Source organism: Streptomyces sp. NPDC048650, assembly GCF_043199095.1.
In the GTDB taxonomy this organism is placed as follows: Bacteria; Actinomycetota; Actinomycetes; order Streptomycetales; family Streptomycetaceae; genus Streptomyces.
This window is the reverse complement of record NZ_JBICVM010000001.1, coordinates 831,315-856,099: the sequence shown is the minus strand read 5'-3', so window position 1 is coordinate 856,099 and position 24,785 is coordinate 831,315. Positions and strand designations below refer to the sequence as shown.

Below are 24,785 nucleotides of genomic sequence, written 5' to 3'. Positions count from 1 at the left end.
TCTACCCGCACGCGGGCAAACCTCGTGTGTTTCCCGCCAAGTCATGCCGCGAAACCCGTCCGCGAATGTGACGTGCACGACGAGTACCCCTCCCGGACTGCACCAAAGGTCACAAGAGGCGTAGCCTTTATTCCCGCTGTCCACCACCTTAGGAAGCGGAAGAGGGCGGTTGCCGCCGTGTCGCTACAGTCCCCCAACAGCTCGAGCATCTCGACCGAGACCGATCAAGCGGGGCAGGGAAAGAACCCTGCTGCCGCGTTCGGTCCAAATGAGTGGCTCGTCGACGAGATCTACCAGCAGTACCTCCAGGACCCGAACTCGGTAGACCGAGCCTGGTGGGACTTCTTCGCCGATTACAAGCCGGGCGGCGCCACCGCGCCGAGCCAGCCGGCGGAGGGCGCCTCCCCTGCGCCGGCCGCCCCGGCCCCGTCGGCACCGGCCACGCCGGCCGCGCCGGCCGCACCCGCGGCCCCCGCCGAGAAGCCGGCCACCCCGGCCCAGGCGAAGCCGGCCGCCAAGGCCCCCGCCACCCCGGCCAAGCCGGCCGAGAAGCCCGCGGCCAAGCCCGCGGCCAAGCCGGCCGCCAAGACGGCGGACACCGAGGCCGCGGCCGGCCCCGAGTTCGTCACCCTGCGCGGCCCGTCGGCCGCCGTTGCGAAGAACATGAACGCCTCCCTGGAGCTGCCGACGGCCACGTCCGTCCGCGCCGTCCCGGTGAAGCTGCTGTTCGACAACCGCATCGTCATCAACAACCACCTCAAGCGCGCCCGGGGCGGGAAGGTCTCCTTCACGCACCTCATCGGGTACGCGATGGTGCAGGCCCTCAAGGCCATGCCGTCGATGAACCACTCCTTCGCGGAGAAGGACGGCAAGCCGACGCTGGTCAAGCCCGAGCACGTCAACCTCGGTCTGGCCATCGACCTGGTGAAGCCGAACGGCGACCGCCAGCTCGTCGTCGCCGCCATCAAGAAGGCCGAGACGCTCTCGTTCTTCGAGTTCTGGCAGGCCTACGAGGACATCGTCCGCCGGGCCCGCGACAACAAGCTGACGATGGACGACTTCACCGGAGTCACCGCGTCGCTGACGAACCCGGGCGGCATCGGCACCGTCCACTCCGTGCCCCGCCTGATGCCCGGCCAGGGCCTCATCCTCGGCGTCGGCGCGATGGACTACCCCGCGGAGTTCCAGGGCACCTCCCAGGACACCCTGAACAAGCTGGGCGTCGCCAAGGTCATGACGATGACCAGCACGTACGACCACCGCGTGATCCAGGGCGCCGCCTCCGGCGAGTTCCTGCGCATCATGAGCCAGCTGCTGCTCGGTGAGAACGATTTCTTCGACGACATCTTCAAGTCGCTGCGGATCCCGTACGAGCCGGTCCGCTGGCTGCGTGACATCGACGTCTCGCACGACGACGACGTCACCAAGGCCGCGCGGGTCTTCGACCTGATCCACTCCTACCGGGTCCGCGGCCACGTCATGGCCGACACCGACCCGCTGGAGTACCACCAGCGCAAGCACCCCGACCTCGACATCATCGAGCACGGCCTCACCCTGTGGGACCTGGAGCGCGAGTTCGCGGTCGGCGGCTTCTCCGGCAAGTCCATGATGAAGCTGCGCGACATCCTGGGCGTGCTGCGCGACTCGTACTGCCGCACCACCGGCATCGAGTTCATGCACATCCAGGACCCCAAGCAGCGCAAGTGGATCCAGGACCGCGTCGAGCGCTCGCACAAGTCGCCCGAGCGCGAGGAGCAGCTGCGCATCCTGCGCCGGCTGAACTCCGCCGAGGCGTTCGAGACGTTCCTGCAGACCAAGTACGTCGGCCAGAAGCGCTTCTCGCTGGAGGGCGGCGAGTCCGTCATCCCGCTGCTGGACGCGGTCATCGACTCCGCGGCCGAGTCGCGGCTCGACGAGGTCGTCATCGGCATGGCCCACCGCGGCCGCCTCAACGTCCTCGCGAACATCGTCGGCAAGTCGTACGCGCAGATCTTCCGGGAGTTCGAGGGCAACCTCGACCCGAAGTCGATGCACGGCTCCGGCGACGTGAAGTACCACCTGGGCGCCGAGGGCACGTTCACCGGCCTGGACGGCGAGCAGATCACCGTCTCGCTGGCCGCGAACCCCTCCCACCTGGAGGCCGTCGACCCGATCGTCGAGGGCATCTCGCGCGCCAAGCAGGACATCATCAACAAGGGCGGCACGGACTTCACGGTCCTGCCCGTCCAGCTCCACGGTGACGCGGCCTTCGCCGGCCAGGGCGTCGTGGCCGAGACGCTGAACATGTCCCAGCTGCGCGGCTACCGCACCGGCGGCACGGTGCACATCGTCATCAACAACCAGGTCGGCTTCACCGCCGCCCCGGAGTCGGCCCGCTCCTCCATGTACGCCACGGACGTGGCCCGCATGATCGAGGCGCCGATCTTCCACGTCAACGGCGACGACCCCGAGGCCGTCGTCCGCGTTGCCCGTCTGGCCTTCGAGTTCCGCCAGGCGTTCAACAAGGACGTCGTCATCGACCTGATCTGCTACCGCCGCCGCGGTCACAACGAGACCGACAACCCCGGTTTCACGCAGCCGCTGATGTACGACCTGATCGACCGCAAGCGCTCGGTGCGCAAGCTCTACACCGAGTCGCTGATCGGCCGGGGCGACATCACCCTCGAAGAGGCGGAGCAGGCGCTCCAGGACTTCCAGGGCCAGCTGGAGAAGGTCTTCACCGAGGTCCGCGACGCCACGACGGCGCCGGTGACCCCCGAGGTGCCGCAGCCCAAGGCCGAGTTCCCGGTCTTCGTGGACACCGCGATCTCCCAGGAGGTCGTCAAGCGGATCGCCGAGTCCCAGGTCAACATCCCCGACCGGGTCACCGTCCACCCGCGTCTGCTGCCGCAGTTGCAGCGCCGCGCGGCCCAGGTGGAGGACGGCACGATCGACTGGGGCACCGGCGAGACCCTCGCCATCGGCTCGCTGCTCATGGAGGGCACCCCGGTCCGGCTGGCCGGCCAGGACTCCCGCCGCGGCACCTTCGGCCAGCGCCACGCGGTGCTGGTGGACCGGGAGACCGGCGACGACTACACGCCGCTGCTCTACCTGTCCGAGGACCAGGCCCGGTACAACGTCTACGACTCGCTGCTGAGCGAGTACGCGGCGATGGGCTTCGAGTACGGCTACTCGCTGGCCCGCCCGGAGGCGCTGGTCATGTGGGAGGCGCAGTTCGGTGACTTCGTCAACGGCGCCCAGACGATCGTCGACGAGTTCATCTCCTCCGCCGAGCAGAAGTGGGGCCAGACGTCCGGCGTCACCCTGCTCCTCCCGCACGGCTACGAGGGGCAGGGCCCGGACCACTCCTCGGCCCGGATCGAGCGCTTCCTCCAGCTGTGCGCGCAGAACAACATGACGGTCGCGATGCCGACCCTCCCGTCGAACTACTTCCACCTGCTGCGCTGGCAGGTCCACAACCCGCACCACAAGCCGCTGGTCGTCTTCACCCCGAAGTCGATGCTGCGTCTGAAGGCGGCGGCGTCGAAGACGGAAGAGTTCACCACGGGCGGTTTCCGTCCCGTCATCGGCGACTCCACGGTCAAGCCGGAGGACGTCCGCAAGGTCGTCTTCACCTCCGGCAAGGTCTACTACGACCTGGAGGCGGAGCGCGAGAAGCGCGGTGCGCACGACACCGCCATCGTGCGTCTGGAGCGGCTCTACCCGCTGCCGGGCAAGGAGCTCCAGGCGGAGATCGCCAAGTTCCCGAACGCCGAGAAGTACCTGTGGGCCCAGGAGGAGCCGGCGAACCAGGGTGCCTGGCCGTTCCTCGGCCTCAACCTGATCGACCACCTGGACCTGGCCGTCGGCGCGGACGTGCCGCACGGTGAGCGCCTGCGCCGCATCTCGCGGCCGCACGGTTCCTCGCCGGCGGTCGGTTCCGCCAAGCGGCACCAGGCCGAGCAGGCACAGCTGGTGGCGGAGGTCTTCGACGCGTAGGCGTCGAGACCACCGGCCGGCAGCAGCCGAAGGGCCCGTCCCCACTGCGGGGGCGGGCCCTTCGGGCTGTCACGGCGCCGGCCCGGCCTGCTGCTGCGGGCGGCTCCCTAGACGGGCTGCGGTTCGAAGTCCCAGTACGGGCGGCGGCGGCGCCGGGCGGAGAGGGTGTGCGGATGTTCGGCGCCCAGTGTCTCGCCGAGCTGTCCGATGGCCTCCTGCTCCAGCTTCGCCGCCTCCTGACCGCGGCGCAGCGCCCGCAGGTCCTCGGCGAGCGCCGTCTTGGCGGAGAGGGTCAGCGGATGGGTGTCGCCCACCATGATCTTCGCCCGCTCCAGGGTGTCGCGGCCCAGCTCCGCGGCGCCCTCCTCGTCGTCGACGCGGTTGCGGGCCGCGGCGGCGTTCAGCGCACAGCCCAGCGTCCAGGGGTGATCGGCGCCCATCACCTCGCGCATCCCGCTCAACGCCCGCTCGGCGATCTCCAGCGCCTCCGCCAGGTCCCCGAACTCACCGCGCACCAGGCCGGTGTTGCCCAGGGTGCCGACGGTGTACGGGTGCGCGTCGCCGGCCAGTGCGCGGTACCGCTCGGCGACCTCGTCCGCCAGGTCGCGCGCCTGCCCGAGGTCGCCGTGCTCGCGCAGGAAGTTGGCGTAGTCGGCGCGCACCATCAGCGTCTCCGGGTGCCGGGGGCCCTGTACCTGACGGGAGCGCTCGACGAGGTCGGCCATCAGCTCGCCGGCCCGCGCGGTCTCGCCGGAGCGGCGCAGGCACAGCGCGAGGTCGTGTTCGGAGCGCAGTGTCTGCGGGGTGTGCGGTCCCATCACCTGCAGATGCAGCCGGGCGTTGAGCTCCTGGGTGGAGGTGGCGTCGCGGTAGCGGCCCAGCAGGCGCAGCATCCGGGCGTAGGCGTTGCCGGCGTTCAGGGTGAGGTGGTGCCGGGCGCGCAGCTCGCGCTCGCGGAAGGCGAGCACCTCGCGGTGGGTGACCAGCGCCTCTTCGTAGCGGCCGAGCATCGCGAAGACGCAGCCGAGGTTGTGGCGCGAGGAGAGGGTGCGCGGGGCCTCGGTGCCGAGCAGGCCGGCGTAGGCGCGCCAGACGGCGTCGAAGAGCCGGTGGGCCTCCTCGTACGAGCCGAGCGCCATCAGGGTGCCGGCCAGGCCGTCCTGGGCGCGCAGCAGGTCGGCGTCGGACGCGTCGCGTTCGGTGGCGAGCTGGTCGACGACGGCGCTGCCGACCGCCTCGGCCTCGCGGTATCGGCCGAGCCGGCGCAGCATGTTGGCGTGCTGGTGGGTGAGGACGAGCATGGTGCGCTGGGTGGGTTCGATGCGGGTGCGCCAGCGGGACATGAACTGTTCGCACAGCCGCAGTCCCATCCGGTGTTCGCCACGTACCCGCAGATATTCGATGCAGTTGAGCAGGAGTCCCTGGACGGCCGGGTCGGGGCTGTCGAGGACGCCGGCCGACTCCAGGTGCGGGATGAGTTCGGCGTAGCGCTCCCAGCAGCGGGTGTCGGAGGGGTTCTGCGGGTCGGCGGTGACCAGCACGCGGCAGGCCGACGCGGACATCTGGTCGCGTTCGTCCTCGCTCATGTCGCTGCGCAGGAAGCGGTGGTAGAGCCGGTGCATCAGGGCGGTCTCGACGGCCGGGTCGGAGTCCTGGGAGACCTGGTAGTCCAGGCGCACGGCGGTGGACTCGGTCAGCCGGCGCAGCGCGGTGTTCCAGCTGATCGGCTCGGCGGCGAGGTCCGCGAGGTGTTCGGGGAGGTCGCCGCGGCGGGCCTTGGCGAGCATCGGTACGGGGATGGTGTCGGGGGCGAAGAACGCGAACAGCTTGAGGAGCTCCACGGCCGCCGGGCTGCGTTCGCGCAGGGTGTTGAGGGTTATGGCCCAGCTGGTCTGGAAGGCCATCGGGTAGTCGGAGGAGATCCGGATGCCGACGAGGCTGGGCTCGCCCCGACGGATCAGCTCGATGTACTCCCTGGGCGGCATGGGGTTGGCGTCGAGCCAGGCGGCGGTCTGGGCGAGCAGCAGCGGCAGGTCCTGGACGGCGTCGGCGAGCAGGCTGGCCTCGACGGGGGTCAACCGGGAGGCGCGGCGCCGGGCGTAGGCGACGGACTCGACGCGGGTGAAGGGCAGCACCTCGATCTCCTGGGCGCTGCCGGACCCGGACCAGTCGCGGGTGAGGGTGGTGATCAGGACATGGCCGCGGCCGTCGGGGACGAGGTCCTCGATCTGTTCCATGTCGTCGGCGCTGTCGAAGATCAGCAGCCAGCGGCGGTAGGGGCGGCCGATGCGCAGCGCCTCGTGGACGGCGCGGATCCGGTCGCCGAGCTCCTGGCCGACCGGCAGGTCGAGGCGGCCGGCGAGTTCGGCGAGCTGTTCGCGGGCGGCGCCGCGGTTGGTGGCGCTGATCCACCACACCACGTCGTAGTCGTTGCCGAAGCGGTGGGCGTATTCGGCGGCGATCTGGCTCTTGCCGACGCCGGAGGTGCCGTAGAGCGCGATCCGGGTCTCCAGCGGCGGGGCCGAGCCCGCGCCGGAGTCGGCCAGCTTGTCGTGCAGCTCCTCCAGCACGTCGTCGCGGCCGGTGAAGCGGTTGTTGCGCCGCGGGATGTTCCACACCACGGGAGGGTTGTTGGGGAAGCGGGGCGCGCCCGGTGCGCTCTCGTCCACGCTGCCGGCGCCCGTGATGCCGAGCCGGTGCAGCACCCGGCGCTGGGCCTCGCGGGCGTCCAGGTCGCGCAGGTCGGCCGGGCGGAGCAGGGCCGCGGTGGCGGGCAGGCTCTGGAACGCCACGCTCACCGCCGCGAAGCGTTCGGCGTGCGGCGCCACCACGTCCCGCAGGGCGGCCGTCCACTCCTCCTGGTTCTTGGGGCCCAGCCGGAAGTACCAGTCGTCGAGCACCATCAGCAGCCGTCCCTCGGCCGCCAGCAGCCCCGACAGCTCCTCGGCCAGCGCGGTGTCGGCCTGCGGGTCCCAGCGCAGCATGGTCGTACCGTGGCCGAGCTGTTCCAGCTGGTGGGAGATCCAGGCGGCCCATGGCCGGGCGAAGCCCGCGTAGCTGATGGTGATGTGCTCGGCGGAGCCGGAAGGACCGGAAAGAGCGGACTGACCGACCATGCGACCGTCTCCCTGAGATGCGGTGTGCGCGCGTGCAGAGGCTGGTTCGTGGGACACGCCTGGCTGATTTGCACGATAGCCCAAGTGCCCCCCGATTCGGCGACAGTGCGTCAGGTCATGTCGGGACAGCGCGAGTTGAGTGAAACGGTGGCGTCCAGGCGGGCCGCGATGTGCCGGATGAGGCGTTCGAGGTCGGCGCAGTACACGGACGGGTTGGCGAATGCGCTGGGGCCGGCGCGGTAGCGGTGCGCGTAGTTCCCGCCGCCGCACACCGCCATCAGGGCGCAGCTGCGGCACTGGGGGCCGAGGCCGTCACGACCGCGCTGGCGGGCGGCGATGCCGGGGTGGGCCAGGGCCTGGTCGAAGGTGTGCCGGAAGACGTCGAGGCCGGTAGCAGGGGCACCCTCGTAGGTGGACTTGAGGGAGTCCACCTGCTCGATGGCGCCGTCGGTGTCGATCACCAGGGCGACGACCGGCGAGAGGCCGACCGCCTCGCTGGAGCTGGGGCGACCCAGGAGCAGGCCGAGGATCTCGGTGAACATCCGCACCCGGGGGCCGGGGCCGCCGTCCCACCAGAGGTCGAAGACCGTGCACAGCCAGTCGCCGTACGGGGTGCGGCCCGCGGGGGCATGCCGGGGGCCCCGGGCGGCGGCCGGGGGAGGACTGGACCAGTTGGCGTGCGGGAGGAGGAAGTCGAGCATCGGCGGTTCCAGGGCCCGCAGCGAGCCGTAGACCTCGGCGGGGTCGGCGGTGACGTCGATGGTGCACAGGATGCCGCCGAAGACGTCGGGCCGGGCGCCCAGCAGGCGTACGGCGCGGGCGGCCGCGGGCCAGGAGGGGCGGCCCGCGTGGTCGACGCGGCGGCGGTTGAGGTGGGGGGAGCCGCCGTCGAGGCTGAGGCCGATCCGGAACCCGGCGGCGCCCAGGGTGTCGATCACGTACGGGGTGAGCAGGGTGCCGTTGGTCTGGACCCCCAGCGCGGCGGTGCAGCCGGCCGGGAGCGCGGCGCGGATGGCGGCGGCCTGTTCGAGGAGCGGGCCGGGCCCGGTCAGCAGCGGCTCGCCGCCGTGCAGGTCGATGCGGACCTCACGCAGCCGGTGGGTCCGGGCGTGTTCGGCGATGCGCAGGGCGGTCCGGCGGACCGTGGCGGCGGGGACGAGTGCCGGACGGTCGCGCCAGCTGCGGTCGGGACCGGTGTAGATGTAGCAGTAGGTGCAGGCGAGGTTGCACCTACTGTGGATCTTGATGACGAACTGCCGGAAGGGCACCGAGGGGGCCGGGCCACTCTGTCCGCCCACGGCGCCGCCCCCCGCTCTCGCCGAGTCTGCGATCCGGGAGGGTCAACTCCGGTCCGCTGTCCAGTACTTGCCTGTGGGGTACATGGCTCCCCCACCGGCCCCAGAACCGAACTCCTTCCACAACTGGCCGGTTCCCGAGCCGGATTGCCCAAAAACACTCGCCTGCGGACCCGTCGGGCGCCGTCAGTCGTCGGGGCCGCGGGGGCTGTCCTCGTAGTACGCCACCGCGTCGGCCTCGGACGGCCAGTTGCGCAACAGCAGCGCCGCCACCTCGCCCAGCACCGGATGGTCCGTCCGCGCGGCCAGCGCGCGCACCTCCACGCCCCCGAAATCCGGCAACGGCTCGGCCGACGGGGCCCATGGCGCGGCCACAGCCGGTTCGGTGCGGTCAGTCGTCGCCACACTGCTCTCCTCTGGGCCGGCTGGACGGGTGTGTTCCCGCACTCCCCTCCACGGAAACACGTGCGACGGCACAGGGCCAGGCACTCGGCCGGGGCGCACAGAAGCGGTCAGGCGGTGGATTCGAGGGCGCGCATACGGGTGCGGGTGCGCTGGGCCTCGGCGCCGGTCTCCTCGGCCGCGCGCTGCCACTGCTCCCAGCTCTCGCGGTAGGCGTGCAGCGCGGACTGGGGCCCGGCGGTGTCCTCCAGGACCTCGCCGCGGCGGTGGTGGGCGCGGGCTGCCAGCAGGGCGCTGCCGGCGTCCAGGGCCGCGGCGGCGGCGCGGCGGTAGCAGGCGGCGGCCCGGTCGTGGCGTTCGCGGGAGTCGAGGCGGCGGTCCAACAGCAGCTGGACGTCGCCGACTTCGAGCCATGCCTCGGCGGCGACGGATGCCACGTCGGTGCCGCGGGCGGCCAGTTCCAGGATCCAGTCGGCCTCGTGCAGATCGGCGAGCGAGGGCTGGCGTTCATAGCGCAGCCGCAGCGCGCGGCCGAACAGCAGGCGGTGGCTGCCGAGGTCGGGGTCCTGCGGCGCGACCCGGCCCAGCGCCTCGCGCAGGACGTGCACGGCTTCGTCGGCCAGCCGCTTGCCCGGCGCGGAGGGCAGCGCGGCGCCGACCGCTCCGGTGGAGCCGATGCTTGCCTCCGGAGGCTCCAGCCGGGCCCGCAGCAGCAGCGCCGCGCCGCGTTCGGCGAGCAGTGCGCTGTGTTCGGGCGAGTCCGGGGTGGCCAGGCGGAGCGCGGCGGCCTGCGCGGCGATGGCTTCGTCGAGGGCGGCCAGGGAGCCCGTACGGGTGTGGGCCGCCCTCTGGGCGGCCGCGATCCGGCGCAGGCTGTCGGCCTCCAGGGCCGGGTCGGCCAGCTCCCGGGCCATCGCGCGGGCCCGCTCCAGGGTGGGCAGCACGGACGCCAGGTCGGCGCCGCCGGTCAGCGAGCGGGCCGCGGCGAGGTCCAGCAGCGTTTCGCAGACGAGCCGGTCGGCGGCGCTGCCGCGGCGGCGCAGCAGGACGGTGGCGGACTCGAGGTCGGCCGCGGCGCGCACCGCGAACGCGTCGGCCCGCTGCGGCCCCTCGGCACGGCGGGCCCGGTCCAGGAGGACGCCGCCGCGGGCGGCGTAGACCTCGCCGGGGACCTGGCGGCCGCTGGGCCACTGGTCGAGGAGGGTGGTGAGGGACCGTTCCGCCTCGGCGAGCGGGCCGGCGTCCGGTGTCGCGCCGGGCTCCGGGGCCGGGGGGCTCGGTGGCAGGGCGGCCAGTCGGCGCAGGATCTCGGTGCGCAGCACCATGCTCTCCAGGACCCGGGGGTCGAGCAGGCTCATCAGGCCGCAGGCGGCGTCGAGCCGGCGGGCGGCGTCCGCCAGGGCGGCGCGTTCCTCGGGCCCGTCGCCGGCCGCGCGGCGTTCCTGGGCGCGGGCGTGCCGGACCCGGCCGAGCACGATCAGCGCCCGGGTCCGCTCGGCGTCGGCGCCGCCCTGCGCCGTGGCCCGCTCCGCCGCCTGCACCGCCTCCTCGGCCTCCGCCAGGGCGTCGGGCTGGCGCCAGGTGGCCCAGGCGTGCAGCAGGGCACGGGCGAGGTCGGTGCCCGCGAGCGGCAGGCGGCCGGCGGCGGCCCGCAGCAGGCGCACGGCCTCGATCAGATCGCGGACGGCCCGGTCGTTCTCGTAGCGCTCCAGGAGGGCGGCGCCCTCGGCGGCCGGGCCGTCGGACGCGTACGGCCGCCGGTCGGGCGGGCGCAGCGCCGGTTCGAAGCGGCGCAGGACGCGCTCGGAGACGCGGGCGAACGGCTCGGGGACGGCGCGCTGGCCGGTCCTGGGCTCGCGGCCGCTGCCGGAGAGCATGGCGACCGCGACGGCCGGGAAGTTGCGGGCGCCGCGGCCGAAGGTGCGCTCGACGTAGAGCGAACAGTGCTTGAGGACCAGGGCGGCCTCGCCCGCGCTGAGCCGCCCGAGCAGTTCGTCGCGGACGCCGGGCGCGAAGTCGTACCACGGGCCGCCCCCCGCGGCTCCCGACAGACTCCCCCGAGCTGTCGAGGAGCAGGTCGGTATCCCCCTGTCCGGCGGCAGCTGGGTCACCAGCCCGCTGAGCAGCACCTCGGCCAGCTCCGCCGGGCCGGTCTGCGGCAGCATCGCGCGCTGCACGAGCTGGATCACCGGCAGCGCGAGCGGCACGGCCGAGAGGTGGACGGCGAGCAGCCGGGCGGCCGGGGACGCCAGCTGGTCGAACTCGCGCACCATGCGCGCCGGTTCGGTGCCCGCGGGCGGCCGCGGCGGAGCGGGCTCGGCGCCGTGGTCGGCCCGTACGACGGTGGCCGCGCCGGGCAGCGAGAGACCGGCGTCGGCGGCGGCCAGCCGGGCCCAGGTGCCGAGGGCGGAGGGGGTGGGCGACAGGACCGGTACGGCGCGTTCGCGGGCCGCGCCGGCCGCTGCGCCGGGCGGGGCGGCGCGTCGGCGGCGCCGGGCGGGCCGGAAGTCCAGTGCCTGGTAGGGGCCCTGGCGGCGGACGAGGGTGCCGGCGACGGCGGGCAGCAGCGTGCGCGCCCACATGCGCTGCGGGAGCGGCTGGACGACGGCGAGCGGCGCGTCGGCCGCCCAGCGGTAGAGCAGGCGCTGCATCCGCCCGTCCTCCCACAGCGGCCCCGCGCAGTCGCTGATGACGAGGGTGAGGTGGTGGCCGGTGGGGTCGTGCAGCTGGTCGGCGGGGCGCAGCGGGCGGCCCGCGCCGGGGGCCGCGGCGACGCCGACGTCCGGGCCGTGCGGGTGGAGGTAGTGCACCGTGACGTCGCGGAAGGCGCCGACGCGTTCACAGACCTGGCGCAGGTCGTGCAGCATCTGCTCCCACACGGCCATCGAGGACGAGCCGTCCATCAGCAGGCGCAGCGCGGCGGTGCGGCGGTGCACCCCGCGCAGCACGGGGATGACCATCTCGGCGTGCGCGGAGAGCTCGGCGGTGGCGTCGTCGTCCAGCTCCCGCCGGGCCGGAGCGGTCGGCGGGTGATAGCGCTGGACCGGCCGCATGGCGCGCTGCAGCGGCAGGAGTCCGGGGAAGGCGGAGGCGATGGGGACGGCGATCTCGCCGAGGCGGAGATGGTCGGGGTCGGCGGCGCGGTCGTCGTGGCGGGGCAGCAGGTCGGCCGGGCGGTCCGGGCGGTGGGGGTCGGCGGCGGCCGGGTCCGCCGCCGGCGCGCCCGTGGCCGCCGGGTCCGTCCCGCTCGCGCCCGGCGGCTCCCCGACCGCCCCCACGGAGAATCCGGCCGGCTCCCGGCCGTCGCCGGGCGGCGGGCCGGGATGCGCGGCGGCTCCCGCCGGGTCCGGCGTGATCCACTGGGCGAGCCAGAGGGCGTCGGCCATCGAGCGGGCGTCGGCCGGCACTCCCGCCGCCGTCAACCGCCCGACGAGTTCACCGAGTCCGTCGAGGGGACCTGGGCCAGGCTCCCCGAGAGGCACCGTCCTCACCTCGTCCGGTCAAGAGGTCGCATCAGCTCGGCCGTCAGCCGCCGTCGGGTCTCCTCCTCGTCCTCGTCGGTCCATCCGGCCTTCTGGGTGAGGTGGATGGCGTTGAACAGCTGGTCGACGGCCCGCACATCGCCCGGTTCGCGGTCCAGGAAGCGGTCGATCACCGCTTCGTGGCGCTCGGCCGCGCCCTCGCCGAAGTGGGCCCGCACCATCGAGGCGAGCCGCTCCTTGTCCGGCAGCGGGATGTGGAGGTGGATGCAGCGGCGCAGCAGGGGCGCCGGGAAGTCGCGTTCGCCGTTGCTGGTGAGGACGATGAACGGGAAGGCCCGGCAGCGCACCCGGCCGTCGCGCACCGTCACCCGGGTGCCGTCGTCGCTGAGCACCGGCACCTCGGGGGCGGGTCCGGCCAGCCGCTCCAGCTCCGGGATCCGGAACTCCCCTTCCTCCAGGACGTTCAGGAGGTCGTTGGGCAGATCGATGTCGCTCTTGTCGAGTTCGTCGACGAGCAGTACCCGGGGCCGGGCGGCGGGCAGCAGCGCGGTGCCGAGCGGGCCGAGGCGGATGTAGCGGCCGATGCCGCCGCCGGGTTCCGCGGCGGCATCGGCCTCCGCGCCCGGCTGCGGGGTCTGGCCGGAATCGGACTGCTGCGGGGCGGCGCGGGCGATCTGCAGGTCCTGGAGACGGCCGATCGCGTCGTAGGCGTACAGGCCGTCGCGGAGCGTGCTGCGGCTGACGACCGGCCAGCTGAGCACCCGGCCCAGGCCCAGCTCGAAGGCGACGGCGTGGGCCAGGGTGCTCTTGCCGCTGCCCGGGGCGCCGGTCACCAGCAGGGGCCGGCGCAGATAGAGGGCGGCGTTGACCAGCTCGCGCTCGGTCTCGCCGGGCCGGTGGTGGCGGGCTTCGGCGGGCCGTACGCCGAGTCGGCGCTCGGAGGCCGGGTCGAGGGCGGCGGGCGGCGGCACCAGGGGTCCGCCGTCGAAATCGCGCCAGGGCGGGGGCGGCGGAAGGTGCTCAATGCCGTCGTGCGGTGCCCCCGCGCCACGGTAGATGAGCCAGTCGCTCACGTCGGAACTCCTCGTCGCCGGCCGGGCATCAGGCAGGAGCGACGGTCTCGGCGGGCCCCCCGGGAGACGTCGGCCTTCGCCCCCGGCGCTCCCCCGCGTCCGCCACGCCCCTCACGAAAATCTCGGTCTCGCTTCTCTCCCACGACGCTATGACAGTACCCAGCCGTACGGAAGGTCACGGGGCGGTTTCCGGTCTCCGATGTTTTCACCATGGGCGCCAAGTGCCGTTCCCGGGGCGCGACTTGCGCGGCACGGGCGCCCGCGGCGGGAGCGGGCGCCGGGCGCGTGCAGGGGGACGCTGGCGCCTGCGGGGCGTACCGCACGGCGCGCGGCACGGCGTATGCCGCCGCCGGTGCGGGGCTCACCGGGGCGAGACCTGCGGGCGGTCCGCGAACAGCGGCGGCAGCGGGTCCAGCGGGTCGTCGTAGAGGAGCACCAGGTCGCGCGCCCAGTGGGTGCCCCGCGCCGCGGGCTCGGCGGCCTTCGCGCGCAGCTCGCGCACCAGCTCCGGCAGCCGGGCCACGCCGCCCGGGCCCTGCAGCAGCTCCCGTACGCCGCGGTGGAACTCCTCGCAGGCGGCGTCGCAGGCGCGCTCGCCGTGGCCGGCCGACGGCCACAGCGCCGCCGGGTAGCCGCTGTCCAGGGCGATGCCGACGGCCTCCTGGCCCGGGCCGCCGGCGACGGTGTGGCACAGCACGGGCAGCGTGCCGTCGTCCGCGCTCTCCAGGAGCCGCAGCAGCGCCTCGGCGGAGCCCGGCCCCGTCCCGCCGGACGTCCGGTCCGTCAGCAGGCGCAGCGCACGCAGTTCGCGGGCGGCGGTGATGCCGTCCCAGCGGCGCAGCCAGGCCGGATCGACCTCCTCGCGGCGCGCCTGGTCGCGCAGCACCACGGGGCGGCGCGGGCCCACCGGCCAGCCCTTGGCGGTGCGTCGGGTGGAGGCCGCGACCTCCCACTGGCCGGCCGGGGTGTGCCAGCGGCCCTCGGGGACGGCGACCTCCAGGCGCACCCGGGTGTCGTCGCCCGCTTCGTCGTCGGCGCGCAGCAGGCGCGCGCCGAGCCGCCGCAGCACCTCGCCCTCGGCCTGCTCGAAGGGCACCCCGCCGGCCGATTCGCGGACCTCGACGCGCAGCCACTGGCCGCGTCCGTAGCCCTCGCTGACCGACCAGTTGAACAGCTCGCGTCCGGCCTCGTCGGAGAAGAAGAGCGGCTCGAACTCGACGAGCACGGAGCGCGGCCGGCGCCGCACCGGGCCGATCCGCCGGCGGTCCTGCGGCCGCAGCACGACCGCCTTGGCCTGGACGAACTCCGTGAGCCTGGCGGCCTCTTCGCGTACCGAGGCGGCCTCGTCGCCGGGGACGTCGCGGGCCCGGTCGGCGGTCAGCTGCGCCACGATGCGCAGATAGTGCACGAAGGCGCGCAGTTCGGTGTACGGGTCGCTGCCCTGGTAGAGCGCGCCGTGCCCGTCCCGCCAGGTGCGCAGCGTCCAGGCGCCGGGGCCGCCGTCGGTGCGGTCCAGGGCGGCGCCGACCGCTTCCTGGACGACCAGCGGGTCGCGCGGTGCGGGCAGCCGGGCGAGCAGGTCGAGCGCCTGGAGGCGTTCCTGGACGCCCCACAGGCGCCCGCGTCCGGCCATGATGGCGTGCTGGGCGTCGAACCAGGTGGCCCCGCCCGCGCGGCCGAGGTCCTGGCCGCTCCAGTGCCAGCGGTCGTGCCGGCTCATCAGCGCGTGGTACGGGTCGGGGCCCAGCCCCTCGGCGCCCGCCACCAGGTGTTCGGGGCCCAGCCCGCGGAGCGCGGTGACCGGCACCGCGAGTCCGAGGTGGTCGTGCCGGTGGCTGCCCTTGACGATGCCGACGACCTCGCCGCGGTCGCACTCGACCAGCGGCCCGCCCGAGGCGCCGGGCGTGACCCGGACGTCGCTGCCGAACTGCAGGCCGCGGGCGTCCCGGGCGCCGAACCGGACGGCGATGAAGGGCTCGGCGGGCCCGCCGGCCGGACCGTTGCCGCCGCTGCCGTGCCCGGCGGGACCCCACTCGCGTAGTACGCGTTCGCCCGGCCGCGGGGACGCCGGCTCGTCGTGGCCGCGGAAGATGTAGGCGTCCTCCAGGAGGGTGGCCGGCTGATCGCTGACCCAGGCGCAGGGGTGCTCGACGGCGGGGTCGAGCAGCCGGACCAGTGCGAGATCGGGCCGTGCGGCGGCGGTGCCGGCCTCCGGGGCGGGCCGGCTGAGGTCGTATGCGAGCCGCGCGGGGGTCACCCGGCCGCCGACGACGACGCCGAGGACGCCGTCCGGGCCGGCCGAGCGGCGCCGCCCGTCGTGCGGGGCGGGCACATGGGCGCAGGTCAGCACCCAGCCGGGGGCGATCAGCACCCCGCTCCCCCACAGCCCGTCCTCCGTGCCGCCGGGGGCGGCGCACAGCCCTACGGTCGCGCGCCCGGCGTGCTCCAGCAGCTCCGCGTATCCGGCCCGTCCGGCGTGGAGTCGGGCGGGGCCGTCCGGCGGCGTCATCAGCGGCCCGAATCGTCCGGCTCCCGGCTGCCGGCCGGCCGGTCGGGCGCGGCCGCGCCGTCCTCGCGCCGCCAGGTCAGCGTGATGGAGAGGTTGGCCTTCGCCTCGCCGTCCGCGAGCAGGGCGACGGCCTTGCCCGGCTTGGCCGAGACCTCCACTCCGAAGGTCACGCTGGTCTCGTGCGGCGCGACCGATGCGGCGGCCTCGCGGACGCTGGCGGCGACGCCGCCGACCACCTCGCGCAGGCCCTCGACCCGGGCGCCGAGCGTGTCCCAGGCGCCGACGTCGTCGAAGTCCCCGTCCGCCGCGCCGCGCCCGTCGAGTCCGGCCGCGTCCAGCCGGGAGACCCGGGCCCAGACTCCCGTACCGTCGGGCAGCTCGATGTACTGCGCGCGATCTTGCATCACGGCCTCCTGCTCCCCCTGGACGGCAACTACCCATTGCCGCAGGACCGTTGACAGGCGATCAGGTTAGCCCTCGGGTGCCTGTGGCGCGAGAGGTCCGTGAGCCTCCTATCCTGGCCGGGAACATCCCATGACCCCTGGTGGAGAGCGCGTGTATTTCACTGACCGTGGCATCGAGGAGCTGGAGAATCGGCGCGGCGAGGAGGAGGTCACCCTCGCGTGGGTGGCCGAGCAGCTGCGGACGTTCGTCGACCTCAACCCGGACTTCGAGGTCCCGGTGGAACGGCTGGCCACCTGGCTGGCGCGGCTGGACGACGAGGACGACGAGTAGCGGCCCGGCTCACGGGCGGCGCTTGACTTCCCCCTTCCGCGATATATCGTGTCTAGCGAAGACACGATATGTTGCGTCGCGCTGCCCCGGTGCCCCTGCCCGGCCTGCCCGCGCGGACGCAGCCCTGCCCAGGGGAGGCGCGGCATGCCGGCCCGGACCGAGTGGAAGATCTCCGCACCGCACAAGCTGGAATTCACCGAGCCCGTCACGGCCCTGAACGTGCGTCTGGCCGGCGGCACCGTCAACGTCGTCGGCACCTCGGACGACGGCCCGCACCGCCTGGAGGTCAGCGAGATCGACGGCGAACCCCTGACCGTCTCGTACGACGGCGGCACCCTCTCCGTCGCCTACCCCGACCTCCCCTGGAAGGGCTTCCTGAAGTTCCTCGACCGCAGGGGCTGGAACCGCCGGGCCGTGGTCTCGGTGACCGTCCCGGCCGCCGCCCGCGTCGAGGTCGGCGTGGTCGGCGCGAGCGCGGTGGTCTCCGGGATCTCGGGGCGGACCGCCGTCCGCGGCGTCTCCGGTGACGCCACTCTGGTGGGGCTGGCCGGCAGCGTGCAGGCGGACACCGTCACGGGGAACATCGAGGCCCAGGGCGTCACCGGCGATCTACGGTTCCACTCCGTCTCCGGGCATCTGACGGTGATCGACGGCGGCGGCGGCGCGGTGCGCGCCGAGTCCGTCAGCGGTGACATGGTCCTCGACCTGGATCCGGCCGCGAAGGGCACGGACATCGATCTGACGACGGTCTCCGGCGAGGTCGCCATCCGGCTGCCCGATCCGGCCGACGCAACGGTGGAGGCCAACACCACCTCCGGCCCGGTCGCCAACGCCTTCGACGACCTGCGGGTCGACGGCGGATGGGGGACGCGGCAGATCACCGGCACGCTGGGCGCGGGCACCGGCCGCCTCAAGGTCACGACGGTCTCGGGCGGGCTGGCGCTGCTGCGCCGCCCGGCGTTCGAGGAACCGGCGGACACGGCCGCGGACGCCCCGGGCCCCGGCCCGGACGACGGACCGTCCGGCGGCCCCACTCCCCCACCCCACGCCCCCTCCGACGCCGGGAAGAAGGTGCTCTGAGCATGCCCCCCGTCTTCGCCCACGGCCGCCTGCGGCTCTACCTCCTCAAGCTGCTGGACGAGGCCCCACGGCACGGCTACGAAATCATCCGCCTCCTCGAAGAGCGCTTCCAGGGCCTCTACGCCCCCTCGGCCGGCACGGTCTACCCCCGGCTCGCCAAGCTCGAGGCCGAGGGCCTGGTCACGCACGCCACCGAGGGCGGCCGCAAGGTGTACTCGATCACCGGCGCCGGCCGCGCCGAACTGGCCGACCGGGGCGGCGAACTGGCGGACCTGGAGCTGGAGATCCGGGAGTCGGTGGCCGCACTGGCCTCGGACATCCGGGAGGACGTGAGCGGTTCGGCGCGGGACCTGCGCCGCGAGATGCGCGAGGCCGCGCAGCAGGCCCGCGCGGGCGCGCGGGACTCGCGGCCCACGGACGCCGCGGACGACGACGGCGGGTGGCCGCGCTCCGGCCCGGCCGGGTACGCCGACGGCGGATTCGGCGACAAGGACTCGTGGCGGCAGGCCAAGGAGGAGTTCCGGCGCGCCAAGGAGGAGTGGAAGGAGCAGGCCCGCCGGGCCAAGGAGGAGAGCCGCCGGGCCAAACAGGACGCCCAGCGCGCGCGCCAGCAGGCCAAGGACGCCCAGGCGTTCGCCCGCGACGAGATGCAGCGGGTCATCAAGCGGGTCCAGGAACAGACCCAGGGGCACGTACGGACCGGGGACTGGTCGGGGGCGGTGCGCGAGGCGCTGTCCGAGGTCTCGCGGGAGGTCGGCCGGTTCACCGGCGGCCGGTCCGATCAGCCGGGCAAGCCCGATCGGAACGGCGAGTCCGGTGTCGGGCACGACGCTTCCGACGCCACTCCCCGGGTGACGGTCGAGCGCGTCGAGGCGGCGGAGGACACCGCCGGGGCGCCCGCCGCCCCCCGGTGGGCGACCGAACCGGCGAGCGGGGACCCGGCCCGCGACTTCGACCGGCTGCTGGACCGATTCCGCGACGACCTGCGGGACGCGGCCCGCGACCACGGCATCACCCCGGGCCAGTTGACGGAGTCCCGCCGGCGGCTGTCGGCGACGGCGGCCCACATCGGCGCGCTGCTCCGCGATCCGGAGCACGGTGCGCGGGCGGTGGATCCGGAGGAATAGCCGCACGCAGCCGGGCAACGGCCGGGGGCACACGCCCCCGGCCCACCGTGCGGACCCGACCGGCCGGAGGCCATGGCCGAAACCCCCCGCCACGCCGCCCCCGTCGGTTACCCATAGTTAATTTACCCAGCTGGGATTCACGGCGCGTAATCGGGGAATTTCTTCCTCGCAGGGTTCACCGCGCCCGGTGCACGGTCAGCTCTCCGTCAACTCCCCCTGTCCGTACGCATCGTGAAGGCCAAGAGGTGCAGCGATGTCGGATTACCTTTCGGTCGCCCGCCGGATGTGGCACCAGATCGAGCCGCTGCATGCCACGCTCTACTTCGCCCCCGAGGCCCGCCAGATGGCCTCGGATCTCGGTTACGACGTCGCCTCCCGCTGGCCCAGCTACTTCGCCTGGCGAACGGCCCCGCTGGGGGCCGCCGGACCCGATCTGGTGGCCGCCACGTTCTACAGCTTCAGTCCGCGGCTGATCGCCCGTCATGTCCCCGGGATCTGGACCACCGCCGACCCGGCCAAGGTGCTGGACGCCCGGCTGCTCGCCATGGACCGTGCGCTGACCACCCTGATAGGCGGCCGGCTGACCGGTGGCCAGCTCGCCGAGGCGGCCCGGCTGGCGCGCCAGGCCGCGGAGAACGCCGGACTCGCGGGCCGCCCGCTGGCCGCCGCCAACCGCGATCTGCCCTGGCCCGACGCGCCGCATCTGGTGCTCTGGCAGGCCGCGACCGTGCTCCGCGAACACCGCGGCGACGGCCATCTGGCGGCCCTGCTGACGTTCGGTCTCGACCCCTGCGAGGCGCTGGTGTCGTTCGCCGCCGTCGGCGCCGCGCCGACCGCCGAGTTCGCCGGGCGCGGCTGGAGCGCCGAGGAGTGGAGCGAGGCCCGGCACCGCCTCGCCGCCCGTGGCTGCATCACCCCGGACGGCGCGGCGACCGACCGCGGCCGCACGGAACGCGAGGCGATCGAGCAGATGACGGACCGACTCGCCGCCGGCCCGTGGCGGGCCCTGGGCCACTCCCGCGCGGAGCGCCTCGCCCAGCTGCTCAAGCCCGTCCTGAGCGCCGCCTTCGAGGCGGGCTATCTGCCCCGCCGCAGCACCCTGGGAATCGGCACGGTGCACGCCGGCTATCCGTAGGCAGCGAGCCCCGCCTCCCGGGGCGGCGGCCCGGCCGCCCCTTCCCGCCCCCGCGCCCCCTCACCGCACCCCGGCCACCTCGCCCAGCACCCGCACCACATCGGCGTGCGCCACCCCGTGGTCGGCGAGTACGGCCGCGGCGGGGCCCGGGCGGGCGGTCAGGGCGAGCAGCAGGTGTTCGTCGCCGATCTGCCGGTCGCCGCGGCCGACCGCGATCCGCAGGGAGCGCGCCAGCACGGACTTCGCCTCCGGGCCGAACCGGCGCCCCCTTCCGCGCCGCCCGGCCGGGCCTGCGGCCAGCGCGCCGACACCGTGTTCCCGCTCCACCCGCGCCACGATCCCGTCGACGTCGATGCCGAGCGCGGCCAGCGCCTCGGCGTCGGCCGACGAGACACCGCCCCGCCGGCGGACCGCAGCCAGCCCGTCCGCCACCGACTCCCGCCGACCGGCGAGGCCGAGGTCGCGCAGCACCGCCGCGGCGGTCGAGTCCGTACGGTCCAGCAGCGCGAGCAGCAGCTCCGCTTCGCCGACCGTGCCGCCGACCGTGCGCTCGGACCGGGTGACGGCGCCGCGGACGACGGCGCGCGCATCCGACGTGAACCTCTCGAACATCAACGCCTCCCGTGCTTCTTGTGGACCGCCTGCCTGCTGACACCCAGCTCGGCCGCGATCTCCTGCCATGACCAGCCCTTCGCACGGGCGCTGCGCACCTGTACGGCTTCGAGCTGCTCCAACAGCCGGCGGAGCGCAGTCACGGCGCGCAGTCCGACCCTGGGGTCCCGGTCGCCCGCCCGCTCGGCGAGATCCGTCGCTTCGGTCATGATGTCAATTTACGTTGACACCTCGACGACGTCAACCATCATTGACAGATCGGCTGCGCGCCCCATACCCCTTGACCTCAAGGGCACTTGAGGGACGACGCTCCCCCCCCCATGACCGAGACGCCTGCCTCCCCCCGCCCGCCGCAGACCGCCGCCTTCCCCGACTTCGCCCGCCCCGACGCCGCCTCCGCTCTGGTCAGCCCCTGGATCACGGCGTTACCCGAGGCGCGGCACGCCGCCGCGGACGCGCTGCTCGGCGAGTGGGAGCGGCAGTCACGCCCGGCGGCGATGCTCTCGCTGAGCGTCTTCCTGAGCGCCGACGGCAGTCATCTCCTGCACTACGCCCAGTGGACGAGCGACGACGCGCACCGGGAATGGGCGCGCACCCGGCGCCCCGCTGTCGCCGGCCGGATCGATACGGCGCTCCCCGGCATCCGGCGGCCGGGCCTGGTCCGCTATGTGCGCACGCACAGCTGGGTGGCACCGGAGCGGGCCGGCCGCGCGCCCGCGCTCCTGACCACCCCCGCCTTCGCCACCGCCGGCCCCGGCGTCCAGCGTGCCCTGGCCGACCACCTCCCCGACGAGTTGGCCCGCGCACAGGTGCCGGGCCTGCTCGGCGCCCACCTCCATCTGAGCCGGGACGGCGGCCGGGTGGTCATCTTCGCGGAGTGGGCGGACCCCTCGGCCTGGCGGGCCTTCACGGAGGGTGCGGTGGCGGCACGGTTCGGGGCGGCGATCGCGGCCACGGACGGCGTGACCGTCACTTCGGCGGTTCCCGGGGCGCCCGAAGCGGCCGGTGCCACGCAATACACGCTCCACAGGAGCCTGGTCAACGTCCCATCACCGGGCCCCGCCGCGCACCACGCAGGACGCCGACTCCCTTGACGCACACCGGTGTCACGTCGCCCCCGGCGGGGCCGCCGGGTCCCGCCCGGCTCAGCCGTCGTCGCCGCCCGCCGACAGGGCGATCACCGCCGCCACTCCCGCCGTCCGCACCTCGCACCGCGCGCCCGCCACCACCACGGCCGCGTCGAACCGTGCCAGCCGCACCCCGGGCTCCCCGGGCGCCGCCAGCTGCGCGCTCCCCTCCACGGCGACCACCAGCGCGTCGCCGGGCGGCACCGCACGGCTCCCGCGCACCATCTCCACCACGGCCCGGGCCCGCCCCTCGCGCACCATCACATTCAGGTTGACGACGGGGCCGTCCAGCAGTCGGCAGTCGGTGACGGCGCCGCCGGAGAAGGCGAACGGCCGGAACCGGTCCGGGAGAAGACGGGGCGCGCCGTCCACGGTCAGTGCCAGACCGCCGCCGTCGACGACGGTGAGGATGCGCCGGACGCCCGGCAGCGGCGAGTACGGCCCGTCCCGGGTGACGTCGGCGAGGCTGACCCGCCAGTCGAACCCGTCCCAGTCGGCGCCGGGCGGGTGGACGGCGATCTCGCGGGTCACCCCGCCACCGTTGCTCCAGGGCGCGGCGGCCCGCCCCTCCGCCCGCAGAATCCGCACGGCTCCGTCCCCCGCTCCCTCGCCCGTCATCGCGCTGCGCCGCCTCAGACCGTCAGGACGACCTTGCCGAACAGATCGCCCTGCGCCATCTTCTCGAATCCCTCGCGGGCCCGGTCCAGCGGCAGCGTGGAGTCGATGACCGGACGGATGCCCTTGGCCGCGCAGAAGCTCAGGAGGGAGGCCAGCTCCTCCTTGGTCCCCATCGTCGAGCCGACGACCCGCAGCTCCAGGAAGAAGATCCGGTTGAGTTCGGTGCGCTCGGGGTGGAAGCCGCTGGTGGCGCCGGAGATGACCAGGGTGCCGCCGGGGCGCAGCGACTTGACCGAGTGCGACCAGGTGGCGGCGCCGACCGTCTCGATGACCGCGTCCACCCGCTGCGGCAGCCGCTCGCCGGACGCGAACGCCGCCTCGGCGCCCAGTTCCTCGGCACGCTTGCGCTTGGCCTCGTCGCGGCTGGTGGCGAAGACGCGCAGTCCGGCGGCGGCGCCCAGCACGATGGCGGCGGTCGCCACGCCGCCGCCGGCACCCTGGACCAGGACGCTGTCCCCGGGCCGGACGCCGGCGTTGGTGAAGAGCATCCGGTAGGCGGTCAGCCAGGCGGTCGGCAGACACGCGGCGTCCTCGAAGGAGAGCTCCCTGGGCTTGGGCAGGACGTTCCAGGACGGGACGGTGACCTGTTCGGCGAAGGTGCCCTGGTAGCGCTCGGTGAGGATGGAGCGGGGCTCGTCGGGGCCGACTCCGTGGCCGGTCTGGCCGATCACGGAGTGCAGGACGACCTCGTTGCCGTCCGCGTCGGTCCCGGCGGCATCGCAGCCGAGGATCATCGGCAGGGAGTCCTCGGTGATGCCGACCCCGCGCAGCGACCAGAGGTCGTGGTGGTTGAGGGAGGCGGCCTTGACGTTGACGGTGGTCCAGCCGGGTCGGGCCTCGGGGGCCGGGCGGTCGCCCAGTTCGAGGCCGTTGAGGGGCTGGTCGCGGTCGATGCGGGCGGCGTAGGCAGCAAACATGATCCCAAAGTAGGCCGCGACGGGGCACCGCGGTACCGCACTCGGGTGTGACACGCACCGCGCCCGCCCCCGTGCGCAACGGGCCGGGCCCGCACCCTTCTCAGGTGCGGGCCCGGCCCGTTGGCGTCCGAACGCCGCGCGTCAGCGGCGGGCGACGCCCTCCGCACGGGCGGCGGCCGCGACGGCGGCGGTGACCGCCGGGGCGACGCGCTCGTCGAACGGCGACGGGATGACGCACTCGGCGCTGAGCTCGTCGGCGACGACGGCGGCCAGCGCCTCGGCGGCGGCGAGCTTCATGCCCTCCGTGATCTGCGAGGCGCGCACCTGCATGGCGCCGGCGAAGATTCCGGGGAAGGCGAGCACGTTGTTGATCTGGTTCGGGAAGTCGCTGCGCCCGGTGGCGACCACGGCCGCGTACTTGTGCGCGACGTCCGGGTGGATCTCCGGGTTCGGGTTGGCCATCGCGAAGATCATCGAGTTCTTCGCCATCTTCGCCACCGCCTCCTCCGGCACCGTGCCGCCGGAGACCCCGATGAAGACGTCCGCCCCGTCCAGGGCGTGCTCCAGCGGACCGGTCAGCCCGGCCTTGTTCGTGAAGCCGGTCACCGCGCGCTTGACGTCGGTGAGGTCGTCACGGTCGGCCGAGACGATGCCCTTGCGGTCGCAGACCGCCACGTCTCCGATGCCCGCCTCGACGAGGATCTTGGCGATGGCGACACCGGCCGCGCCGGCACCCGAGATGACCGCCCGCAGCTGCCCCAGCGACCGGTCGGTGAGCTTGGCGGCGTTCCGCAGCGCGGCCAGCGTGACCACGGCGGTGCCGTGCTGGTCGTCGTGGAAGACCGGGATGTCGAGGCGCTCCTTGAGCTTCTCCTCGATCTCGAAGCACCGCGGCGCGGAGATGTCCTCCAGATTGACGCCGCCGAAGGACGGTGCCAGGCGGACGACGGTCTCCACGATCTCGTCGGCGTCGGTGGTGGCGAGCGCGATCGGGACCGCGTCCACTCCGCCGAACTGCTTGAAGAGGATGGCCTTGCCCTCCATCACCGGGAGGGATGCCTCCGGGCCGATGTCGCCCAGGCCCAGCACCGCGGTGCCGTCCGTGACGACGGCCACGACCTGGGACTTCCAGGTGTAGTCGTGCACGAGCTCGGGATGCTCGGCGATGGCGCTGCACACCTTGGCCACGCCCGGCGTGTACGCGAGGGACAGGTCGTCCTTGTTGCGGACCGGCACGGTCGCCTGAATGGCCATCTTGCCGCCGCGGTGGAGCGCGAAGGCCGGATCGAAGAACTCTTCGTCCGAGCCCGCGCCCGTAGTGCTGTCGCTGCGAGGATTGACGATCTCCGCTGCCACTTGTTCCAACCCCTTATTTCTTCGTCAAACAGTTGAGGGTGACCACTCCCTGGTTGAGGGGTGGGCGGGCACCGCGTCCGCGCCCTGCGAGGCGGATGGCCGCCGCGCGGGGGGAGGTACGGACGCCGGGCGCGCCGCACACGCGCCCTGAGCCCCGGATGAG

At 74.0% G+C, this 24,785-nt stretch carries 18 protein-coding genes; 6 read left to right on the top strand and 12 right to left on the bottom strand.

The window, feature by feature from the left end; all coding sequences use genetic code 11:
• Window positions 1-177: 177 nt before the first annotated feature.
• A complete protein-coding gene (locus ACGFML_RS03960) occupies window positions 178-3,978 on the top strand; it encodes a multifunctional oxoglutarate decarboxylase/oxoglutarate dehydrogenase thiamine pyrophosphate-binding subunit/dihydrolipoyllysine-residue succinyltransferase subunit (RefSeq protein ID WP_393539659.1) in 3,801 nt (1,266 codons plus the stop codon).
• A 107-nt stretch (window positions 3,979-4,085) separates the two neighbouring features.
• On the opposite strand, the gene fxsT is transcribed toward ACGFML_RS03960, so the two are convergent.
• From fxsT to ACGFML_RS03925, 7 genes are all read right to left on the bottom strand, one after another.
• On the bottom strand, window positions 4,086-7,094 hold the full coding sequence (gene fxsT, locus ACGFML_RS03955) for an FxSxx-COOH system tetratricopeptide repeat protein (RefSeq protein ID WP_393539657.1): 3,009 nt from the start codon (window positions 7,092-7,094) through the stop codon (window positions 4,086-4,088).
• Between the two features lie 110 nt (window positions 7,095-7,204).
• Window positions 7,205-8,392 carry an FxsB family cyclophane-forming radical SAM/SPASM peptide maturase gene (locus ACGFML_RS03950; RefSeq protein WP_393539655.1) on the bottom strand — a complete coding sequence of 396 codons (1,188 nt, stop codon included), beginning with the start codon at window positions 8,390-8,392 and terminating at the stop codon, window positions 7,205-7,207.
• 183 nt (window positions 8,393-8,575) lie between these two features.
• Window positions 8,576-8,794 carry a YxD-tail cyclophane-containing RiPP peptide gene (locus tag ACGFML_RS03945; RefSeq protein ID WP_393539653.1) on the bottom strand — a complete coding sequence of 73 codons (219 nt, stop codon included), beginning with the start codon at window positions 8,792-8,794 and terminating at the stop codon, window positions 8,576-8,578.
• A 107-nt stretch (window positions 8,795-8,901) separates the two neighbouring features.
• Window positions 8,902-12,273, bottom strand: coding sequence for an SAV_2336 N-terminal domain-related protein (locus tag ACGFML_RS03940; RefSeq protein WP_393539651.1), 3,372 nt, complete (start codon window positions 12,271-12,273; stop codon window positions 8,902-8,904).
• Window positions 12,274-12,278: 5 nt separating this feature from the next.
• The gene (locus ACGFML_RS03935) at window positions 12,279-13,346 is read right to left on the bottom strand and encodes an AAA family ATPase (protein ID WP_393539649.1); all 1,068 of its coding nucleotides are present in this window, start codon (window positions 13,344-13,346) and stop codon (window positions 12,279-12,281) included.
• A 361-nt stretch (window positions 13,347-13,707) separates the two neighbouring features.
• Complete coding sequence (locus ACGFML_RS03930) at window positions 13,708-15,855, bottom strand: trypsin-like peptidase domain-containing protein (RefSeq protein WP_393539646.1); 2,148 nt, start codon at window positions 15,853-15,855, stop codon at window positions 13,708-13,710.
• On the bottom strand, window positions 15,855-16,259 hold the full coding sequence (locus ACGFML_RS03925) for a CU044_2847 family protein (RefSeq protein WP_393539645.1): 405 nt from the start codon (window positions 16,257-16,259) through the stop codon (window positions 15,855-15,857). The genes ACGFML_RS03930 and ACGFML_RS03925 overlap by 1 nt, the downstream gene beginning before the upstream one ends.
• Before the next feature lie 151 nt (window positions 16,260-16,410).
• Between ACGFML_RS03925 and ACGFML_RS03920 the strand changes: the two genes are divergently transcribed.
• The 4 genes from ACGFML_RS03920 to ACGFML_RS03905 all read left to right on the top strand — a co-directional run bounded on the left by ACGFML_RS03920 (window position 16,411) and on the right by ACGFML_RS03905 (window position 19,932).
• On the top strand, window positions 16,411-16,590 hold the full coding sequence (locus ACGFML_RS03920; RefSeq protein ID WP_393539643.1) for a DUF6104 family protein: 180 nt from the start codon (window positions 16,411-16,413) through the stop codon (window positions 16,588-16,590).
• 144 nt (window positions 16,591-16,734) lie between these two features.
• On the top strand, window positions 16,735-17,670 hold the full coding sequence (locus ACGFML_RS03915) for a DUF4097 domain-containing protein (protein WP_393539641.1): 936 nt from the start codon (window positions 16,735-16,737) through the stop codon (window positions 17,668-17,670).
• 2 nt (window positions 17,671-17,672) lie between these two features.
• Window positions 17,673-18,797, top strand: coding sequence for a helix-turn-helix transcriptional regulator (locus tag ACGFML_RS03910; protein WP_393539639.1), 1,125 nt, complete (start codon window positions 17,673-17,675; stop codon window positions 18,795-18,797).
• A 253-nt stretch (window positions 18,798-19,050) separates the two neighbouring features.
• Window positions 19,051-19,932 (top strand): hypothetical protein, encoded by an 882-nt coding sequence (locus tag ACGFML_RS03905; protein WP_393539637.1) that lies wholly within the window; start codon window positions 19,051-19,053, stop codon window positions 19,930-19,932.
• Between the two features lie 60 nt (window positions 19,933-19,992).
• Here ACGFML_RS03905 and ACGFML_RS03900 read toward each other — a convergent pair whose 3' ends face one another.
• A complete protein-coding gene (locus tag ACGFML_RS03900; protein ID WP_393539635.1) occupies window positions 19,993-20,544 on the bottom strand; it encodes a Clp protease N-terminal domain-containing protein in 552 nt (183 codons plus the stop codon).
• Window positions 20,544-20,753: a helix-turn-helix domain-containing protein gene (locus ACGFML_RS03895; protein WP_393539633.1), complete on the bottom strand. Its 210-nt coding sequence runs from the start codon at window positions 20,751-20,753 to the stop codon at window positions 20,544-20,546. The genes ACGFML_RS03900 and ACGFML_RS03895 overlap by 1 nt, the downstream gene beginning before the upstream one ends.
• A 111-nt stretch (window positions 20,754-20,864) precedes the next feature.
• On the opposite strand from ACGFML_RS03895, the gene ACGFML_RS03890 reads away from it, so the two are divergent.
• A complete protein-coding gene (locus ACGFML_RS03890; protein ID WP_393539631.1) occupies window positions 20,865-21,638 on the top strand; it encodes an antibiotic biosynthesis monooxygenase in 774 nt (257 codons plus the stop codon).
• Window positions 21,639-21,689: 51 nt separating this feature from the next.
• Here the strand turns inward: ACGFML_RS03890 and ACGFML_RS03885 are convergent, their stop codons facing one another.
• The 3 genes from ACGFML_RS03885 to ACGFML_RS03875 all read right to left on the bottom strand — a co-directional run bounded on the left by ACGFML_RS03885 (window position 21,690) and on the right by ACGFML_RS03875 (window position 24,622).
• Entirely contained in the window at window positions 21,690-22,289 is a 600-nt protein-coding gene (locus ACGFML_RS03885; protein WP_393539628.1) for a HutD family protein, read from the bottom strand.
• Between the two features lie 14 nt (window positions 22,290-22,303).
• The gene (locus ACGFML_RS03880; RefSeq protein WP_393539627.1) at window positions 22,304-23,266 is read right to left on the bottom strand and encodes a zinc-binding dehydrogenase; all 963 of its coding nucleotides are present in this window, start codon (window positions 23,264-23,266) and stop codon (window positions 22,304-22,306) included.
• A 141-nt stretch (window positions 23,267-23,407) separates the two neighbouring features.
• Window positions 23,408-24,622 carry an NADP-dependent malic enzyme gene (locus ACGFML_RS03875; RefSeq protein WP_393539625.1) on the bottom strand — a complete coding sequence of 405 codons (1,215 nt, stop codon included), beginning with the start codon at window positions 24,620-24,622 and terminating at the stop codon, window positions 23,408-23,410.
• Window positions 24,623-24,785: the final 163 nt, after the last annotated feature.

Excerpts from the sequence above, each read along its gene's own strand:
- ACGFML_RS03885 (WP_393539628.1), bottom strand. The coding sequence starts at position 22,289 with ATGACGGGCGAGGGAGCGGGGGACGGAGCCGTGCGGATTCTGCGGGCG.
- fxsT (WP_393539657.1), bottom strand. The coding sequence starts at position 7,094 with ATGGTCGGTCAGTCCGCTCTTTCCGGTCCTTCCGGCTCCGCCGAGCAC.
- ACGFML_RS03895 (WP_393539633.1), bottom strand. The coding sequence starts at position 20,753 with ATGACCGAAGCGACGGATCTCGCCGAGCGGGCGGGCGACCGGGACCCC.
- ACGFML_RS03915 (WP_393539641.1), top strand. The coding sequence starts at position 16,735 with ATGCCGGCCCGGACCGAGTGGAAGATCTCCGCACCGCACAAGCTGGAA.
- ACGFML_RS03910 (WP_393539639.1), top strand. The coding sequence starts at position 17,673 with ATGCCCCCCGTCTTCGCCCACGGCCGCCTGCGGCTCTACCTCCTCAAG.
- ACGFML_RS03925 (WP_393539645.1), bottom strand. The coding sequence starts at position 16,259 with ATGCAAGATCGCGCGCAGTACATCGAGCTGCCCGACGGTACGGGAGTC.
- ACGFML_RS03930 (WP_393539646.1), bottom strand. The coding sequence starts at position 15,855 with ATGACGCCGCCGGACGGCCCCGCCCGACTCCACGCCGGACGGGCCGGA.
- ACGFML_RS03890 (WP_393539631.1), top strand. The coding sequence starts at position 20,865 with ATGACCGAGACGCCTGCCTCCCCCCGCCCGCCGCAGACCGCCGCCTTC.
- ACGFML_RS03880 (WP_393539627.1), bottom strand. The coding sequence starts at position 23,266 with ATGTTTGCTGCCTACGCCGCCCGCATCGACCGCGACCAGCCCCTCAAC.
- ACGFML_RS03900 (WP_393539635.1), bottom strand. The coding sequence starts at position 20,544 with ATGTTCGAGAGGTTCACGTCGGATGCGCGCGCCGTCGTCCGCGGCGCC.
- ACGFML_RS03905 (WP_393539637.1), top strand. The coding sequence starts at position 19,051 with ATGTCGGATTACCTTTCGGTCGCCCGCCGGATGTGGCACCAGATCGAG.